Origin of the sequence: Streptomyces sp. NPDC049577 (assembly GCF_040675635.1) — a bacterium.
Classification (GTDB): domain Bacteria; phylum Actinomycetota; class Actinomycetes; order Streptomycetales; family Streptomycetaceae; genus Streptomyces.
On sequence record NZ_JBFAPH010000024.1, the window covers coordinates 18,134 to 35,548 of the forward strand.

The following is a 17,415-nucleotide window of genomic DNA, read 5'->3' on the forward strand; positions in this document are numbered from 1 at the left end:
GGGGCTCCTGGTTACTGGTGGTGGTGGGTGGACGCCGCGTGGGCGGTCCAGGGGTCGGTGACCGTGCGGGAGACATGGGTGCGCAGGCCCCAGCCGTTGCGGTCGGAGATCTCGTCGAGCTGCGCGGCCGCCTGCTCGGTCCAGGGCCACTCGGTGGCCCAGTGCGCCGCGTCGAGGAGGGCGAGCGGGCTGCGCTGCTGGGCCTCGGAGGCGGGGTGGTGGCGCAGGTCGGCGGTGACGTAGGCGTCGACGCCGGCGGCCCGTACGTCGTCGAAGAGCGAGTCGCCGGAGCCGCCGCAGACGGCGACGGTCCGGATCGTGCGCTCCGGGTCGCCGGCGACCCGGATGCCCTGCGCGGTGGCGGGCAGCCGGCGGGCGGCGCGGTCGGCGAACTCGGCGAGCGTCACCGGCGGGTCGAGCTCGCAGATCCGGCCGAGGCCGCGCCGGCCGGCGGGGTCGGTCGGGTCGGGCACGAGGGGGGCGATGACGCGCAGGTCGAGGGCGCCGGCGAGGGCGTCGGAGACACCGGGGTCGGCGCGGTCGGCGTTGGTGTGCGCGACGTGCAGCGCGATGTCGTGCTTGATGAGGGTGTGCACGGCACGGCCCTTGAAGGTGGAGGCCGCGACCGTCGTGGTGCCGCGCAGATAGAGCGGGTGGTGGGCGACGATCAGGTCGGCGCCGAGCTTCACGGCCTCGTCGACGACCTCCTGGACGGGGTCGACAGCGAAGAGGACCCGTTCGACGTGGGCGTCGGGGTCGCCGCAGACGGTGCCGACGGCGTCCCACTGCTCGGCCCGCTCCGGGGGCCAGAGAGCGTCGAGGGCGGCGATGACTTCAGACAGTGCGGGCACGGGGGAAAGGCTACCTGTCCCCCGTGCCGCCGGGACCATGCCGCGGTGAGACCGCGGCACAGCACACCCGCGCCCCGCTCACCGGACGAACCATCCGAACTCCACCCTTACGCGTGAAGCGGCCCGGGGTGCATTGTTCGGCTGGAAGTGCGATAACTACGTTCTGTGCCGGAGGTGACGTTTCTCATGACGGTCTGTGCCCCCCAGAGCACTCCTCAGAGCGCGTCCACGGCCGGTGACACGGCCGGTGACACGGCTGGTGAACCGGCGGGGCCCGCCGGGCCGGGCCCCGCGCGGCGCCCGGCGTTCACGGTGACGGTGGACGGTTCCTACGCGGCGTGGCTGGCGCTCGGCCGTGGTACGGACGGCTGGTTCCCGGAGCGCTGGTCGCTCGACGGCCCCGAGCCGTACGCCGTGCCGCTGCCGGGCCGGCAGCCCGAGGAGCCGGACAGCCAGCTGCAGCCGCTCACCGACGGCCGGGTGCTGATCCGGCGCCGCGTCGCCGAGCGGTACGCGCTCTCCCTGCTCTACCCGGCCGGGCCGGGCACGGGCGAGCTGCCGCTGGGCGCGATCGAGTGCTCCTATCTCTCCCTGCTGCCGCCCGCACCGGACGGCTCCTCCGCCTACGCGCTGGTGCACGGCGAGCGCTCGACCACCCTGTGGCGGGTGCACGGCGGCACGGGCGGGCCCGAGCTGCTGGCCGAGGTGCCCGGCCGGTGCGAGGGCGGCGCCTGGCTGGACCGCCGGGGGCGGCTGCTGGCGCTCGACCGGGAGCTGGAGGGGCTGACCAAGGCGGTGGTCGTCGACCTCGGGCGCGGCGAGACCAGCCCGCTGCTGCAGATCACGGAGAGGAGCAACGACCGGCTGCTGCTGGCCGAGCCGGACAGCGGTCTCCTCGTCGTCCGTTCCGACGCGCCCGGCACCGACCGGCTCGGCTGGGGCGTCCTGGGCTCGGCCCGCCCGGTCCGCTTCCCGGAGTGCCTGGTGGTGAAGGACGCCACGCTCACCCCCATCGCCGCCCAGCCCGGCCAGGGCCTGGCCCCGGAGGGCTGCGCCGTCGCCTTCCGCGTCGACCGGCCGGCCGGCAGCGCCTGGGTGGGCGTGTGGCGGCCGGCGGTCAAGGCGCTCCAGCAGTTCCCCGCCCCCGCGGGCTGGCTCGCGGGGGCCGGTCTGTGGACGGCGGGCGGCGAGCTGCGGCTGCCGTACGTGACGGCGACGGTGCCGTGCGGGCTGGCGCGGCTCGCGCTGGCGGATCCGGCACCGCGCCCGGTACCGCTCCAGCAGGCCCCGCTCGCCCGGGGGGAGTAAGGGGATTTCGGGGGGAACCGCGACCGGACGGGCCGGGAACCGGCCCGTCCGGAAAGATCCACCGAACGCCGCCGCGCCGGGTGGCTGTCGTGATCAAGGTCCCGTTAGACTTTCGGGCGGGGGCTGCGCGGCGATCTGGGTGAACGACAAGGGTCGTGCGCGGAAGGCGTGTTGACGCTGTGGCCCCCGATGCGCACAGCAAGCACCCGAACCCGACGGAGTGACATCCCCATGCCCGATGCCCGAACCGACACGACCGAGGCGCGTACGCTCGAGGCGTCCGCCCAGGCCGCAGCCGCCGGCTCCGGCAGGCACCGCGGTCCGGCGTCCCCGGACGACCACCGCGCCCCCGCCCATGGCAAGCACCGCCGCACGGCCGAGGCCTGACACGCGGAGCAGACCGGCCTCCTAGGCACCACGCCTGAGCGCCAGTACCTCGGCCGCCGCGAAGGTCTCCTGCGGCGGCCGTTCCGCGTAATAGGGGGTCAGGAGCGCGTCCAGCTCCTCGACGCCGAAGGCCTCCCCCGCCGCGTCGAACGTCGCGGCGGGCTTCGGCCGCTCCATCACCGCCACCATTCCGCCGTGCACCACGAAGAGCTGGCCGCTGACCCCCGCCGCCGCCGGCGACGCGAGATAGGCCACGAGCGGGGAGACGTGCTCGGGGGCGAGCGGGTCCAGTTTCCCCGCCTCGGGCAGCGCCAGGTCCGCGAAGACGTCCTCGGTCATCCGGGTCCGTGCCCGGGGGCAGATCGCGTTGACCGTGACGCCGTACTTGCGCAGGGCCTGTGCCGTCGAGGTGGTGAGACCGACGATTCCCCCCTTCGCGGCGGCGTAATTGGGTTGTCCGGCCGAGCCGCACAGGAACGCCTCCGAGGAGGTGTTGACGATCCGTCCGTAGACCGGCCGACCGGTGGCCTTCGACTTCTCCCGCCAGTGCGCGGCGGCGAAGCGGATGGTGTTGAAATGGCCCTTGAGGTGGACGCGCACCACCGCGTCCCACTCGTCCTCGGTCATGGAGAAGACCATGCGGTCGCGCAGGATGCCGGCGTTGTTGACCAGGATGTCGAGCGAGCCGCGGGTGTCGAGCGCCAGCCGGACCAGCGCGCCGGCCTCCTCGAAGTCGGAGACGTCGCCGGTGTGCGCCGTCGCCTGCCCGCCGGCCGCGCGGATCTCGGCGACGACCGCCTCGGCGGGGCCGGCCGAGCCCTCGCCGGAGCCGTCACGGCCCGGCCGCCCGTAGTCGTTGACGATGACGTGCGCGCCCAGCCGGGCCAGCTCCAGCGCCTCGGCGCGGCCGAGGCCGCGCCCGGCGCCGGTGACGATCGCGGTCTTGCCGGAGAGCAGCGCGCCCCGGGGCACCGTCATCTCCACGCCCCTCTCAGCCGATCTCGACGCAGGTGCGCAGCGCCTCGCCCGTGCGCATCTGGTCGATCGCGTCGTTGATCCCGGCGAGGGGGACGCGGTGGGTGATCAGACCCTCGAGGTCGACGCGGCCGGCCCGCCACAGGGCGATGGTCCGCTGGTAGGAGCGCCGGATGTCGCCGCCGCCGTACAGCGAGGGCAGGACGCGCTTCTCGTCGAAGAACAGCTCGAACATGTTGAGCCGCAGGTGGTCGTCCATCGCGCCCGCGCCCACGACGCACAGGGTGCCGCCGCGCCGGGTGGCCTCGTAGCCGGTGCGGGCGGTGGCGGAGGTGCCGACGACCTCGAAGACGTAGTCGAAGCCCTCGCCGCCGGTGAGCCGGGTGCGGGCCTCGCCGAGGGCGTCGGGGACGAGCGCCTCGGTGGCGCCGAAGCGCAGGGCGGCCTCGCGGCGGCGGGAGACCGGGTCGACGGCGACGATCTGCGCGGCGCCCGCCAGGCGCGCGCCCTGCACCGCCGACAGTCCCACTCCGCCGCAGCCGAGGACGGCGACGGTCGAACCGGCCTCCACCCGCGCGGTGTTGAGCACCGCGCCGAGGCCGGTGGTGACGCCGCAGCCGATGAGGGCCGCGATCTCGTACGGCACGTCGTCGGGCACCGGCACGGCACAGCCGGCGTCGACGACGAGTTCCTCGGCGAAGGTGCCGGTGCCGGCGAATCCGCAGACGTCCCGGCCGCGGTGGCGGAAGTTGGGGGTGCCGGTGTTCATGAAGCCGGAGAGGCACAGATGGGTCTGCCCGCGCCGGCAGGCGCGGCACTGCCCGCAGGCCGGCAGCCAGCGGATCAGGACCCGCTCGCCCGTTCCGATGCCGGTGACGCCCTCGCCGACCTCGACGACGTCGCCGGCGCCCTCGTGCCCGGGCACGAACGGCGAGGGCTGCGGCAGCACGCCGGACATCGCGGACACGTCGGAGTGACACAGTCCGGCGGCTCTGACGCGCACCCTGACCTTCCCCGGGCCGAATCCGACCGCTTCGGCGTCGTCCACGACATCGAGCTTGTCCTGACCTGTCTCGTGCTGTACGGCGGCGCGCATGACGGGCTCCCTCCAGCGGGCTTCGGGCTCAGCTGTGCTCGACGACCGTGTCCGCCAGGACCGGCGCGTCGTCCCGCTCGACGGCGGTCGCGGTCACCTGGATCCGCCCGGGCCCGGGCACCTCCCGCCACATCCGCACCCGCAGCGTCTCGCCGGGGTAGACCACGCCCGCGAACCGGGTGGTGTACGAGCGCACGCGGGCGACGTCCCCGTCGAGCGCGGTGTCGACGACGGCCTTGAGCACGATGCCGTACGAGCACAGCCCGTGCAGGATCGGCCGGTCGTAGCCGGCGCGGCGGGCGAAGGCGGGGTCGGCGTGCAGCGGGTTCCAGTCGCCGGAGAGGCGGTAGAGGAGAGCCTGGTCCTCGCGGACGCGGCGGTCGGTGCTCAGGGTGGGGACCGTCTCCGGCACGTCGAGGCGGGTCTGCCGGCCCCGTTCGCCGCCGAACCCGCCTTCGCCCTTGACGTAGATGGACGCCTCGCTCGACCACAGCGGTCCGTCCGCGTCGGCCACGTCGGTACGCAGCACGATGACGGCGGCCTTGCCCTTGTCGTGGACGGCGGCGACGCGCGAGGTCTGCGTGGCGTCACCGCGGACGGGGACGGCCCGGTGCGCGGTGACGGTCTGTCCGCCGTGCAGCACGGCGGCGAGGTCGACGTCGACGCCGGGCGCGGTGAGCCCGCCGGCCAGGGCCATGCCGCCGCCCGCGACGGTCGCGAAGCTCGGCAGGACGTGGAGTTGGCTCTCCAGGGTGTAGCGCAGCTCGCGCGGATCGGTGGCCGGGCGGCCGGCGCCGATGCCGAGGTGGTAGAGCTGGACGTCCTTGTGGTCCCAGGTCAACCGGGCGGTGCGGGGCTCGGCTGCGATGGCCTTGACGGGGTCGATGGGCATGGAGGACGGGCTCCTTCCCCGGAGTTTCTGCCGTGTATAGCCGATTCCGCCGGCAGTGTGAAGGTCGCCGCGCACCCCGGTGGGCGCCTGTTCGGGACAAATGTCACGGCCACGGGTGGACATACCCATCTGCCCAGGTCGGAGGCGTGTTCCGTAGGGTCTGGGGCATGACGAGGACCGTCGAGGGCATAGGCGTGCAGCGGAAGAGACCACCGGACCGGCGGACGTTCATGCCGTGGCTCCTCGTGCTGCTGGGTGACGTCATCGATCTGGTCCGGGGCAGGGTGCCGCTGCCGTGGCTCGGCGGCACGGGCGTCGCGGCGTTCGTCGCCCTGTACGTCACGGCGGTGTCGAGTGCGCTGGACAAGGAGCGGCGGCACGTCCGCATCCCGGTCCTCGCGCTGGCCGGGCTGATCGCCGTCACCTACGCGCTGTCCCTCGGCTACGGCGGCGACTGGCTGCTGTGCTTCCCGCTGCTCTCGCTCGCCACCGGGGTCGTGCTGCGCGACCGGCGGCGCTGGCTGGCCGCCACGATGGCCGTCTTCGGCACGTCCGTCGGCGTCCTGACGCACTTCCACGGCAGCTCGGAGAGCTCGGTCGCCGTCGCCTGGGGCACCTCGCTGTCGGGGCTGGTGGCGGCCGCGGTGCTCAACCTCTTCGACACCGTCCTCGAACTCCGCACGACCCGCGAGGAACTGGCCCGCTCGGCCGTCGAGCGGGAGCGTCTGCGCTTCTCCCGCGACCTGCACGATCTGCTCGGCCACACCATGTCCGTGATCGTCGTCAAGGCGGAGGCGGTGCGCCGGCTGGCCCCGCGCGACCTGGACGCCGCGCTGGGCCAGGCCGCCGACATCGAGGCCGTGGGCCGTCAGGCGCTCACCGAGATCCGCGAGGCGGTCACCGGTTACCGCGAGGGCAGCCTCACCGCCGAGCTGGACAGCGCCCGTTCGGTCCTCCGGGCGTCGGGCATCGATGCCGACGTCCGCCAGTCCGGCCCGCCGCTGCCGCCGCAGACGGCGGCGCTGCTGGGCTGGGTCGTGCGCGAGGGCGTCACCAATGTGGTGCGGCACAGCGGCGCGGAGCGGTGCGTGATCGAGGTGCGCGGTGGGCAGGACCGGGTTCATCTGGAGATCACCGACGACGGCCGCGGCCCGGTCCCGGGCTCGGGCACACCCGGCACCGGGCTGAAGGGCCTGACCGAACGGCTCGCCGCCGCGGGCGGGTCCCTGACGTCCGGCCCCGAAAGCCGGCGCGGATTCCGGCTCGTGGCCGAACTGCCGGTGGACGACAACGAGGAGGAGCGCGCCGCGTGAGCAGCGAGCAGATCAAGGTCCTGCTGGCGGAGGACCAGGGAATGATGCGGGGCGCCCTCGCCCTGCTGCTCGGCCTGGAGGAGGACATCGAGATCGTCGCCCAGGTCGGCGACGGGAACGAGATCCTGCCCAAGGCCCTGGAGGCCCGGCCCGACGTCGCCCTCCTCGACATCGAACTCCCGGGCCGCAGCGGTCTCGACGCCGCCGCCGACCTGCGGTCGCGGCTGCCGGGCTGCCGCGTGCTGATACTGACGACCTTCGGCCGGCCCGGTTATCTGCGCCGCGCGATGGAGGCGGGCGCATCCGGCTTCCTCGTCAAGGACGGCCCCGTCGAGGACCTCGCCGCGGCGATCCGCCGGGTCCTGGCCGGCGAGCGCGTCATCGACCCGGCCCTGGCCGCCGCGGCCCTGAGCGCGGGCCCCAACCCCCTCACCCAGCGCGAACGCGACGTCCTCACCGCCGCGGTAGACGGCGCGACGGTCGCCGACATCGCGGCGAAGGTCCACCTCTCGCCGGCGACGGTCCGCAACTACCTCTCCGCGGCCATCGGCAAGACGGGCACCCGCAACCGCATGGAAGCGGTCCGCGCGGCACGCCAGAACGGGTGGTTGTAGGCGTTCACGGTGCCCTCAGTACGCGCTGACACCGACCACGACGAGCTTCAGCAGACGCGGGGCGATCAAGTAGTCGAACATGCCGCCGCCCACATAGGCGGTCCCCGAGACGGAGTTGCCCTCGTACCGCGCGCCTGCGATGTAGAGGGTTTCCGCGGCTCGGATTAACTCCTCGGCCCGCTCCTTGACCTGCCCGGCCAAGTCCGGGCCGAGGTCGAGCTCCGTTTCAGGGCGCAAGTATTCCCAGGTCCAGCCGTCGCTCACGCCTCGACCGCCCGCCGTGCGGCCGCCTTGATCTCGGCCACCTCACGCGCGGCCGCGGTCAACGCCCTCTCGTCCGCCGCCGTGCGGACGATCCGTTCGGCTTCACGAAGCCTGCGGGCCGTCTCGGGGTGCCGCTCGATCTCCACCGCCACAGCCCACCTCAGGAGGAAACCGTTGACCGGACCGACGGACTGCGTCTCCGCCGCCAGGGCGAAGACCTCATCGCGTTCCGCCTCCATGAGGGGCAACTGCGACGGGGCCACGCGAGCCAGCGCCTCCCTGAGCGCCGACAGTGTTCTCTCGGGGCGCTCGACGACCGGCTCGTCGCCGCTCCCGACCGGGTAAACGCTCATGGGCTCCTCCGGGAATGTGGTGTGCCACTGCGCGCCGTCCACACTAGCGACGGCTCCCCCGCTCCCGCGTCCTCCGGACGCGTACGGCAGCATGAGCGCGCACACCCACTCACCCGGAGGTCAGCCCCCATGCCGCCCAAGCCCGAGATACTCGCCGCGTTCGAGGCGGCGAAGGGGTTCATGCCCGTCGACGAGGGGCTCGCCCTGTACGCCGCCGCCGAGGAGGCCGCGCGGGGTGGGTTGCCGTTGCTGGAAGTGGGCACGTACTGCGGGCGGTCGACGATCCTGCTGGCCGCGGCGGCCCGCGAGGCGGGGACGGCCGTGGTGACCGTCGACCACCACCGCGGGAGCGAGGAGCAGCAGCCGGGCTGGGAGTACCACGACCCGGAGGTCGTGGACCACGCGCCCGGCGTGGGGCGGATGGACACGCTGCCGACGTTCCGGCGGACCCTGTACCGGGCCGGGCTGGAGGAGCACGTGGTGGCCGTGGTCGGGCGGTCCCCGCAGGTCGCGGCCCTGTGGGGGACGCCGCTGGGGCTGGTGTTCATCGACGGCGGGCACACGGACGAGCACGCGAACGGCGACTACGAGGGCTGGGCCCCGCACGTCGCGCCCGGCGGGCTGCTGGTCGTCCACGACGTCTTCCCCGACCCCGCCGACGGCGGGCAGGCCCCGTACCGGGTGTACCGCAGGGCGCTGGAGTCCGGGGCGTTCGCCGAGGTCTCGGTGACGGGCTCCCTGCGCGTACTGCGCCGTATCGGTGATGGCGTCTGAGGCGCGGCGCTAGCATCGCCCCCGTGGCCAAGGGCAGCTCTTCCCGCATACGTCGTCTCCTCGCCGTGCCGGCGGCGCTCGTCGTGGCCGGTGCCTGCGCCGGTCTGGCGGGGTGTTCCGCCGGCGGGGACGGGGGCGGACGGCCCGTCGTTGCGTCCTCCACCGCCGGCCGGAGCGTGCCCTCCGCGGCGACGGAGACGCCGGCGAAGCGCACGCAGTCGCCGACGCCCGCGCAAACGACGCCGGCCGCGCCCTCGCCGGCCGCCGCCCCCGCCGCCGACGGGCCGCTCAAGGGGAAGGTCGTCGTCGTCGACCCCGGTCACAACATCCGCAACCAGGACCACCCCGCCGAGATCAACCGTCAGGTCGACATCGGCACCGGGCACAAGGAGTGCGACACCACCGGCACATCCACCGACTCCGGTTACCCGGAGGCGACGTTCAGTCTGGACGTCGCGCACCGGCTCCGGGCGATCCTGCTGGCGCGCGGTGCGAGCGTGGTGCTGACGCACGACGACGACCGGCCGTACGGGCCGTGCGTGGACGAGCGGGCCGGCATCGGGAACCGGGCGCACGGCGACGCGGCCGTGTCCGTGCACGCGGACGGGGCGGGCGTCGGCGACCGGGGGTTCCACGTCATCCTGCCGGCCGAGGTGCACGCCGGACGGGCCGACACCTCGCCGATCGTGGGGCCTTCGAAGGAGCTCGGGGCGCGGATCGCGGGCAACTTCGTGCGCACGACGGGAAGCGCGCCGTCGAATTACATCGGAAAGGGAACAGGTCTCGACACCCGTGGGGACCTCGGCGGGCTGAATCTGTCCACCATTCCCAAGGTGTTCATCGAATGCGGCAATATGCGTGACCCCAAGGACGCCGCCCTCCTCATGGACGCCGACTGGCGCGAGAAGGCGGCGCAGGGGATCGCGGACGGCATCACCGACTTCCTTCGCGGGTAAGCACGGCGGGTACGTACCAGCAGGCCACGGGCTTGTCACGAGGCTGATACGAAGGAGACGCCCCGGACGTCCAGGCGATAGGTTCGCCCGTACCATGGGGGGCCGCCACCCCCGTGCCCTCGCATATCGCGTATCGGCGCAGCGACGATTACTGACAGCACTGACAAAGGACTTTAGGTGAACATCCGCTCCCTCACTCGAGGCGACGGCGTGGTGATCGGAGCAGCGGTGTTGCTGTTCATCGCCTCGTTCCTCAACTTCCGCGCCTACGACTGCGCCCAGGGGGCGCCCTTCTGCCCCAAGGAGCCGAACGGCTGGAAGGCGGAGCTCTTCCCGGTCCTTCCGTCCATCTTCCTGGCGGGCATCGTCGGCGCCGCCCTGATCGTGGCCGCGCGCTTCCAGCCGGAGGGCCGCAAGCTCCTGGGTCTGGGCCTGGACCAGTGGGGCACCGCGCTCGCCGTGTCCGCCGCCTGGTCCTCGCTGTGGACGATCTTCGGTGGTCCGGACGCGGACGCGGTCTCCCCGGGCATCGGCCAGATCCTCGGGCTGATCGCCAACCTGGTGCTCGTCGCGGTGGCCGTGCTCACCCCGCGCACCCCGGCGCTGAAGGCCCCGCTCATGGGTGCCACGCCGGCGCCGTCCCCGTACGGCGCGGGCCCGCAGCAGGGTTACGGCTACCCGGGTGCGGGCGGCATGCAGCCCGGCGCGGACCCGTACGGCGCGCAGCAGCCCTTCGGCGGTTTCGGCGCCGGCCAGCCGCAGCAGCAGGCCCAGCCGGCCGCCGGGCAGCCGGCCGAGGCGCAGGGCCAGGCGCCGGCGTCCGCGCAGGGCGGGGCGGGCCAGCCGGCGGCCGCCGGTGGCGACTTCGCGCCGTTCTGGTTCGCGGTGCCGGTGAGCCGTCCGCTGTTCCCGGAGGACGGCTCGACCACCCCGGTCGCCGAGCTCGCGCCCGGCACCTGGTACCTGGCGGTGGACCAGCGCGGTCAGGCCCTGGTGGCCCAGACACAGGACGGCCGGCGCGGCGTGCTGCAGGACACCTCGGGCATCCAGCGGGGCTGACGAAGCCCGCGCACTCCCCTCGGCGATGGCCCGCCGGTCCTCGGACCGGCGGGCCACCGCCGTATTCGTGCGCCGTATTCGCGCTCGCGGCCCGCTTGTTCCGGCGCGGCCGGGCCCGTACAGTCCGTCCGCACCACTGGCTGACGCTCCGTCAGGGAGGATGTGCGATGCGACTCGGCCTCACGCTCGGCTACTGGGGCCGCCGCCCCGACCCCCGCCGTCAGCTCGCGCTCGCGCGGCTGGCCGAGGAGCTCGGCTACGACTCGGTGTGGACGGCCGAGGCGTGGGGCTCCGACGCCTTCACCCCGCTGGCCTGGCTCGCGGCCGGCACCAGCCGGATCCGGCTCGGCACGGCCGTGGCGCAGATGGCGGCGCGCACGCCGACCGCGACGGCGATGCACGCGCTCACCCTCGACCACCTCTCCGGCGGCCGGATGCTGCTGGGACTCGGGCTGTCGGGGCCGCAGGTGGTGGAGGGCTGGTACGGCCGCCCGTTCCCGTCCCGACCGCTGACGGCGACGCGGGAGTACGTGGACGTCGTCCGGCAGGTCCTGCGCCGCGAGGGGCCGGTGGCGCTCGACGGGCGGTTCCACTCGCACCCCTACACCGGGCCGGACGCCACCGGGCTGGGCCGGCCGCTGAAGGCGCTCACGCATCCGCTGCGGCCCGGCCTGCCGGTGCTGCTGGGGGCCGAGGGGCCGCGGAACATCGCACAGACGGTGCGCATCGCCGACGGCTGGCTGCCGCTGTACTGGTCGCCGCTGCGTACGGGCCTGTACGCGACCGTGCTGGCGGGGGCGCCGAAGGGGTTCATGGTGGCGCCCATGGCACAGGCGCGGGTGTGCGCGGACGTCGCGGAGGGGCTGCGTCCGGTGAAGGCGATGCTGGGCTTCTACATCGGCGGCATGGGGCACGCCGCGCGGAACTTCCACGCCGCCCTGATGGCCCGGATGGGCTTCGAGGAGGAGGCGCGGCGGGTCCAGGAGCTGTTCCTGGCGGGGCGCCGTCAGGAGGCGGTCGCGGCCGTGCCGGACGCCTTCGCCGACGAGATCTCGCTGGTCGGGCCGCGGGCCAGGATCGCCGACCGGCTGGCGCTGTGGCGCGCCGGGCCGGTCACCGATCTGCTGGTCACCGCGCCGGACGAGGAGACGCTGCGGGTGCTGGCCGAGCTGAACGCCTAGCCTGCCCGGCGGCGACGGTCAGAACTTCGCGTTCTCCAGCCAGAGTTCGAGAAGTCCGCGGTCACCGGCGACCTCGACGTTCGCCTGCTCCAGGGGCAGCCGGCGGTAGAAGAGGAGCAGCAGGTCGCGCATCGGGCCGCGGACGGCCACGGCGGCCTTCTCGTGGGCGCGGTGCCAGGTGACCAGTTCGCCGGTGGCGTCGACGAGCCACTCGGCGTTCAGCTCGGGCGCCGTGTCGGTGGCGTGCAGGTGCAGGGTGCGGCCGGGGCCGAGGAGCTCCTTGAGCTCGGGCCGGAACTGCACGGCCAGCGGGGAGCCGATGATGTCCAGCCACTCGTCCAGGCAGTCCGCGGCGAGCTCCGGGTCGACGGTGAACCCGGCGCCGACGGCGGAGCAGACGTCGGCGCGGTGGACGAGCACCTCGTGCGTCGCGCGGCGCGCCCAGAAGGCGGAGCCCGAGGTCTTGCCGAAGGACCAGACGGCGGCGTCGGGCCCGGCCTCGCGCAGGGTGTCCGCCAGGCGGCCGGTGCCCTCGGCGAGCCAGCGGGCGGCACCGGCCGCGTCGTCGAAGGGGTGCTCGCCGGGCCCGCCGGCCTGCGGGGGCGTGAACTCGGTGGCCCGGGTGGCGACGAGGTGCGCGGCCATGCGGTGGGCCTGGCCGAGGTGGTGGAGGAGGTCGGCCAGGGTCCAGTCGGGGCAGGTGGGGACGGGGGCCGCGAGGTCGGCGCCCTCCAGTGCGGCGCCGACCAGCTCGATCTGGTGGACGACCTCGGAACAGTAACGCTCGTGGCTGAAGACTGTCATGATCACCACCCTATGTGCCCCGCGGCGCCGGGTCACCACCGGTTTCCCTTGAACTGCCGGTCAGTTGGGCGCGGTGTGCTCCCCGTGTCCGCAGCAGTCGGGCTCCAGTCCGGACGGCAGGTGCTCGCCGCCGAAGACGGCGGTGGTCGCCTCGTCGCCGCCGAGCGCGGCGACGGCCAGCAGCAGCGAGCCGGCGGTCCAGGCGGTGAGCTCCTCGGGCCAGATCGCGTCGTCCTCGTAGACGTAGCCCGTCCAGTACATGCCGTTCTCGGCGCGCAGGTGCTGGATCCACTGGAGGATCTCCACCGCGCGGTCGGACTCGCCCATCGCCCAGAGGGCCAGGGCCAGTTCGCAGCTCTCGCCGCCGGTGATCCAGGGGTTGGGCACCACGCAGCGCACCCCGAGGCCGGGGACGACGAAGCGGTCCCAGTCCCGCTCGATGCGCTCCTTGGCGGCCGCGCCGGTGAGGGCGCCGCCGAGCACGGGGTAGTACCAGTCCATGGAGTAGCGGGACTTGTCGAGGAACCGCTCCGGGTGGTGCCGGACGGCGTGCGCGAGCAGGCCGGCCGCCAGCTCCCAGTCGGGCTGCGGCTCCTCGCGGTGTTCGGCGATGGCGAGGGCGCAGCGCAGGGCCTGGTGGATGGAGGAACTGCCGGTGAGCAGGGCGTCGGTCACCCCGGTGCCGTCGTCCTCGCGCTTCCAGCCGATCTGGCCGCCCGGCTGCTGGAGCCGCAGGACGAACTCCACGGCGGCGTAGACGGTGGGCCACATGCGGTCGATGAAGGCGTCGTCGCCGGTGGAGAGGTAGTGGTGCCAGACGCCGACGGCGACGTAGGCGACGAAGTTGGTCTCGCGGGCCCGGTCGGTGGGCGCCGCGGCGTCGCCGTCGGCGTAGGCGGCGTACCAGGAGCCGTCGGGGTTCTGGTGCTCGGCGAGCCACCGGTAGGCGGCCTCGGCGCGGGCGTGCTCGCCGGCGGTGTCCAGCGCCATGGCGGCCTCGACGTGGTCCCAGGGGTCGAGGTGGTGGCCGCGGAACCAGGGTATGGCCCCGTCGGGACGCTGGACGGCGGCTATGCCGGCGACGGTGCGGGCGGCCTGCTCGGCGGTGAGCACGCCGGGCAGCACGAGCTTCTCGGTCGCGCTGCTCATGCGCGCTCCCCTGCGGGCACGGAGGCGGCGTGCGGCTTGGTGGCGTACGCGACGAAGCTCTTGCCGACGACCGGGTTGAGGAGCTGCTCGGCCAGCCGGGTGGCCAGCGGCTTCTTCATGATGTCCCAGACCAGCAGCTTGTGGTACGCGCGGACCGGCAGGGCCTTGTCGTTGTCCACGCCGAACGCGCACTTCAGCCACCAGTACGGGCTGTGCAGGGCGTGCGCGTGGTGCGTGCCGTACGGCTTGAGCCCGGCCTCGCGCATCCTGCCGAGGAGCTCGTCGGCCTTGTAGATGCGGATGTGGCCGCCCTCGACCTCGTGGTAGGCGTCGCTGAGCGCCCAGCAGACCTTCTCCGGGAAGTAGCGGGGCACGGTGACGGCGATGCGGCCGCCGGGGCGCAGGACGCGGACCATCTCGGCGAGGACGCCCTTGTCGTCCGGGATGTGCTCCATGACCTCGGAGATGATGACGACGTCGAAGCTGTCGTCGGGGAAGGGCAGCGCGAGCGCGTCGCCCTCCATGGCGGTGGCGGTGGCCCCCCGGGGCGCCTCGCCGGCCTCCTTCATGGCCGCGAACCACTTGGCGACCTCGCGGATCTCCTCGGCGTTGCGGTCGAGGGCGACCACGCGCGCGCCGCGCCGGTAGCACTCGAAGGCGTGCCGGCCCGCGCCGCAGCCCAGGTCGAGCACGCGGTCGCCTGCGGCGAGCGGGAAGCGGGAGAAGTCGACGGTCAGCATGTGCCCTCGTCCGGTCGGGTGGCGGGTCGGACCGCGCTGCGCGCGGTGTCCCCGGGGTCCGGAACGGAGCCCCGGGTGCGGGAAGAGGCTTCGGGGGGCATCACATGCGCCCGGAGGCGAGCCGTATCGCGGAGCGGTACCGCTCGGCCGTTCCGATCGCCGCCTGCCGCCAGGTGAAGCGTGCGAGGACCCGCTCGCGGCCCGCCGCGCCGAGGCGGCGGCGCAGCTCGGCGTCGCCCAGCAGCCGGGTCAGGGCGGCGGCGAGCGCCCCCGCGTCGGCGGGCGGCACGGCCAGGCAGGTCTCGCCGTCGGGGCCGGCGACCTCGGGGATCGCGCCGCCCGTGGTGGCCACGAGCGGGGTGCCGGTGGCCATGGCCTCGGCGGCGGGCAGGGAGAAGCCCTCGTAGAGCGACGGCACGCAGGCGACCTGCGCGGAGCGCACCAGGTCGACGAGTTCCGCGTCGCTGATGCCCTTGACGAACTCGACCGCGTTCTCCAGCCCGAACCGCCGGATCGCGGCGGCGACCGGCCCGTCCTCGGCGCGTTTGCCGACGACGACGAGGTGCGCGCCGGGGTGTTCCGTACGGACCTTGGCGAGTGCCTCGACGAGGTGGACCAGGCCCTTGAGGGGGACGTCCGCGCTGGAGGTGGTGACGATGCGGCCGGGCACCTCGGGCACGGCCGGGTCCGGGGAGAACAGCTCGGTGTCGGCGCCGATGTGCACGACGTGCACCCGGCGGGGGTGCACCCCGAGGTGGTCGACGATCTCCTGGCGGGAGGAGCCGGAGACGGTGAGCACGGAGGGCAGCCGGCGGGCGACCCGCTTCTGCATGCGCGTGAAGCCGTACCAGCGGCGTACGGAGGCGCGGCGCTTCCAGTCGTCGCCGGCGGCGGCCAGGTCGAGCTGCCGGTCGACGGTGATGGGGTGGTGGATGGTGGTGACCAGCGGCGCGCCGAGGGCGGTGGGGCCGCCGAGCAGGCCGTAGCCGAGGGTCTGGTTGTCGTGGATGACGTCGAACCGGCCCCGGTGCGCGGCGAGATGGCGGCGGGCCCGCAGGCTGAAGGTGAGCGGCTCGGGGAAGCCGCCGGTCCACATCGTGCCGACCTCCAGCGCGTCGATCCAGTCGCGGAACTCCTCGCGGCGGGGCGTGCGGAAGGGGTCGGGCTGGCGGTAGAGGTCGAGGCTGGGCAGCTCGGTGAGGGTGACGCCGTCCTCGCCGTCGAGCACGGGGTAGGGCTGGGAGCCGATGACCTCGACGCGGTGGCCGAGCCGGGCGAGCTCGCGGGAGAGGTGGCGGACGTAGACGCCCTGGCCGCCGCAGAACGGGTTGCCCTTGTAGGTCAGCAGCGCGATGCGCAACGGCCGGTCCTCGCCGCCCCTGCCCAGGAGGCTGCTGTTCCGCGTAAGCGATGCCTCCGTGGCCTCAGCGGTCACTCCGGCCTCCTTCTCGCTGCTCGTCCGGCCGGAGCGTAACCGCTGGCGATTATCTAGAACAAGTTCCACTATCGGAAAGCCCGGGAAGTCCGGAGCGACCCGATGCACTCCCGTCCGTCCCGGATCGCCGGGTAACCCGGCACGGGTCGCAATACAAAAGACGCACAAAAGTTGATGATGTTGTGATGCACATCCAGGCGTCCGGGGTCGGTGTGATGGGCAGACAATGGTGCCGACGCGTCTTCACACAGTGAGTTACGAGCCCTGACGAGCACTGGAGATTCGGGCATGAGCCTGCCGCTTCATCTGTCAATCAAGCTGGGTACGCATCTGATCAAGCAGAAGTTACAGCGCCGGGAGAAGTTCCCCCTTCTCGTGGAGGTGGAGACCCTCTTCGCCTGCAACCTGAAGTGCGGTGGCTGCGGAAAGATCCAGCATCCGCACGACGTGCTGAAGAAGCGGATGCCGGTGCAGCAGGCGGTCGGCGCGGTCGAGGAGTGCGGCGCGCCGATGGTGGCCCTCTCCGGCGGCGAGCCGCTGATGCATCCGCAGATCCACGAAGTGGTGCGGCAGTTGATCGCCCGCAAGAAGTTCGTGCTGCTGTGCACCAACGCCGTCCTGCTGCCCAAGCACATCCACAAGTTCCGGCCGAACAAGAACTTCGCGTGGATGGTGCACATCGACGGCCTCCGGGAGCGCCACGACGAGGCGGTGGCCAAGGAGGGCGTCTTCGACCAGGCCGTGGAGGCCATCAAGCTGGCCAAGTCCAAGGGCTTCCAGGTCTATACGAACAGCACCTTCTTCAACAACGACTCGCCGCAGACCATCATCGACGTCCTGAACTTCCTGAACGACGATCTCAAGGTCGACCGCATCCAGGTCTCCCCCGGCTACGCCTACGAGAAGGCGCCCGACCAGGACCGCTTCCTGGGCGTGCAGCAGACCCGGGAGCTCTTCCGCAAGGCCTTCGCGGACGGGCGGCGCCAGAAGTGGCGGTTCAACCACTCCGCGCTCTTCCTGGACTTCCTGGAGGGCAGGAGGGAGTTCGAGTGCACGCCGTGGGGCATTCCCTCGTACTCCCTGCACGGCTGGCAGCGGCCCTGCTACCTGATGGCCGACGGCTACGTGGACACCTACAAGGAGCTGATCGAGACCACGGAGTGGGAGAAGTACGGCCGCGGCAAGGACCCGCGCTGCGACAACTGCATGGCGCACTGCGGCTACGAGCCCAGCGCGGTGTTCGCGACGATGGGCTCGCTCCGGG

General features: G+C 73.2%; 19 protein-coding genes. 9 read left to right on the forward strand and 10 right to left on the reverse strand.

The window, feature by feature from the left end:
* Positions 1-11 precede the first annotated feature (11 nt).
* The gene (locus tag AB0K09_RS05445) at positions 12-851 is read right to left on the reverse strand and encodes a Nif3-like dinuclear metal center hexameric protein (protein ID WP_366063952.1); all 840 of its coding nucleotides are present in this window, start codon (positions 849-851) and stop codon (positions 12-14) included.
* Positions 852-1,037: 186 nt separating this feature from the next.
* On the opposite strand from AB0K09_RS05445, the gene AB0K09_RS05450 reads away from it, so the two are divergent.
* A complete protein-coding gene (locus AB0K09_RS05450) occupies positions 1,038-2,159 on the forward strand; it encodes a hypothetical protein (protein WP_366063953.1) in 1,122 nt (373 codons plus the stop codon).
* A 231-nt stretch (positions 2,160-2,390) separates the two neighbouring features.
* Positions 2,391-2,546, forward strand: coding sequence for a hypothetical protein (locus tag AB0K09_RS05455; protein ID WP_366063954.1), 156 nt, complete (start codon positions 2,391-2,393; stop codon positions 2,544-2,546).
* Between the two features lie 21 nt (positions 2,547-2,567).
* On the opposite strand, the gene AB0K09_RS05460 is transcribed toward AB0K09_RS05455, so the two are convergent.
* The 3 genes from AB0K09_RS05460 to AB0K09_RS05470 are packed head-to-tail and all read right to left on the reverse strand — an operon-like array spanning position 2,568 to position 5,509.
* Positions 2,568-3,524 carry a 3-oxoacyl-ACP reductase gene (locus AB0K09_RS05460; RefSeq protein WP_366063955.1) on the reverse strand — a complete coding sequence of 319 codons (957 nt, stop codon included), beginning with the start codon at positions 3,522-3,524 and terminating at the stop codon, positions 2,568-2,570.
* A gap of 13 nt (positions 3,525-3,537) precedes the next feature.
* Positions 3,538-4,617 carry a Zn-dependent alcohol dehydrogenase gene (locus AB0K09_RS05465; protein WP_366063956.1) on the reverse strand — a complete coding sequence of 360 codons (1,080 nt, stop codon included), beginning with the start codon at positions 4,615-4,617 and terminating at the stop codon, positions 3,538-3,540.
* A 28-nt stretch (positions 4,618-4,645) separates the two neighbouring features.
* Entirely contained in the window at positions 4,646-5,509 is an 864-nt protein-coding gene (locus AB0K09_RS05470; RefSeq protein WP_366063957.1) for a MaoC/PaaZ C-terminal domain-containing protein, read from the reverse strand.
* A gap of 167 nt (positions 5,510-5,676) precedes the next feature.
* Here AB0K09_RS05470 and AB0K09_RS05475 point away from each other — a divergent pair, with 167 nt between their 5' ends.
* Both AB0K09_RS05475 and AB0K09_RS05480 read left to right on the forward strand, forming a co-directional pair.
* Complete coding sequence (locus tag AB0K09_RS05475; protein ID WP_366063958.1) at positions 5,677-6,822, forward strand: sensor histidine kinase; 1,146 nt, start codon at positions 5,677-5,679, stop codon at positions 6,820-6,822.
* The gene (locus AB0K09_RS05480) at positions 6,819-7,436 is read left to right on the forward strand and encodes a response regulator transcription factor (RefSeq protein ID WP_366063959.1); all 618 of its coding nucleotides are present in this window, start codon (positions 6,819-6,821) and stop codon (positions 7,434-7,436) included. The genes AB0K09_RS05475 and AB0K09_RS05480 overlap by 4 nt, the downstream gene beginning before the upstream one ends.
* 15 nt (positions 7,437-7,451) lie before the next feature.
* Here AB0K09_RS05480 and AB0K09_RS05485 read toward each other — a convergent pair whose 3' ends face one another.
* Together AB0K09_RS05485 and AB0K09_RS05490 are read right to left on the reverse strand one after the other, a co-directional pair.
* Complete coding sequence (locus AB0K09_RS05485) at positions 7,452-7,673, reverse strand: hypothetical protein (protein WP_366063960.1); 222 nt, start codon at positions 7,671-7,673, stop codon at positions 7,452-7,454.
* 23 nt (positions 7,674-7,696) lie between these two features.
* Complete coding sequence (locus tag AB0K09_RS05490; protein ID WP_366063961.1) at positions 7,697-8,095, reverse strand: hypothetical protein; 399 nt, start codon at positions 8,093-8,095, stop codon at positions 7,697-7,699.
* 87 nt (positions 8,096-8,182) lie between these two features.
* Here AB0K09_RS05490 and AB0K09_RS05495 point away from each other — a divergent pair, with 87 nt between their 5' ends.
* The 4 genes from AB0K09_RS05495 (at position 8,183) to AB0K09_RS05510 (ending at position 12,023) form a co-directional block, all read left to right on the forward strand.
* Positions 8,183-8,827 carry a class I SAM-dependent methyltransferase gene (locus AB0K09_RS05495; RefSeq protein WP_366063962.1) on the forward strand — a complete coding sequence of 215 codons (645 nt, stop codon included), beginning with the start codon at positions 8,183-8,185 and terminating at the stop codon, positions 8,825-8,827.
* Between the two features lie 23 nt (positions 8,828-8,850).
* Positions 8,851-9,783, forward strand: a complete 933-nt coding sequence (locus AB0K09_RS05500) for an N-acetylmuramoyl-L-alanine amidase (RefSeq protein WP_366063964.1) — start codon at positions 8,851-8,853, stop codon at positions 9,781-9,783.
* Between the two features lie 177 nt (positions 9,784-9,960).
* Complete coding sequence (locus AB0K09_RS05505; RefSeq protein WP_366063966.1) at positions 9,961-10,842, forward strand: hypothetical protein; 882 nt, start codon at positions 9,961-9,963, stop codon at positions 10,840-10,842.
* A 167-nt stretch (positions 10,843-11,009) separates the two neighbouring features.
* Positions 11,010-12,023 carry an LLM class F420-dependent oxidoreductase gene (locus AB0K09_RS05510; protein WP_366063967.1) on the forward strand — a complete coding sequence of 338 codons (1,014 nt, stop codon included), beginning with the start codon at positions 11,010-11,012 and terminating at the stop codon, positions 12,021-12,023.
* Positions 12,024-12,041: 18 nt separating this feature from the next.
* Here the strand turns inward: AB0K09_RS05510 and AB0K09_RS05515 are convergent, their stop codons facing one another.
* The 4 genes from AB0K09_RS05515 to AB0K09_RS05530 all read right to left on the reverse strand — a co-directional run bounded on the left by AB0K09_RS05515 (position 12,042) and on the right by AB0K09_RS05530 (position 16,103).
* A complete protein-coding gene (locus AB0K09_RS05515) occupies positions 12,042-12,827 on the reverse strand; it encodes a maleylpyruvate isomerase family mycothiol-dependent enzyme (RefSeq protein ID WP_366063968.1) in 786 nt (261 codons plus the stop codon).
* 60 nt (positions 12,828-12,887) lie between these two features.
* Positions 12,888-13,976, reverse strand: a complete 1,089-nt coding sequence (locus AB0K09_RS05520; RefSeq protein WP_366063969.1) for a prenyltransferase — start codon at positions 13,974-13,976, stop codon at positions 12,888-12,890.
* Positions 13,973-14,716 (reverse strand): class I SAM-dependent methyltransferase, encoded by a 744-nt coding sequence (locus tag AB0K09_RS05525; protein WP_366063970.1) that lies wholly within the window; start codon positions 14,714-14,716, stop codon positions 13,973-13,975. Before AB0K09_RS05525 ends, AB0K09_RS05520 begins: the two co-directional genes overlap by 4 nt.
* Positions 14,717-14,816: 100 nt before the next feature.
* Positions 14,817-16,103, reverse strand: a complete 1,287-nt coding sequence (locus AB0K09_RS05530; RefSeq protein WP_366063973.1) for a glycosyltransferase family 4 protein — start codon at positions 16,101-16,103, stop codon at positions 14,817-14,819.
* A 336-nt stretch (positions 16,104-16,439) separates the two neighbouring features.
* Between AB0K09_RS05530 and hpnH the strand changes: the two genes are divergently transcribed.
* Positions 16,440-17,415, forward strand: a 976-nt coding sequence (hpnH, locus tag AB0K09_RS05535) for an adenosyl-hopene transferase HpnH (RefSeq protein ID WP_366063971.1), incomplete at its 3' end; no start/stop codon positions are given.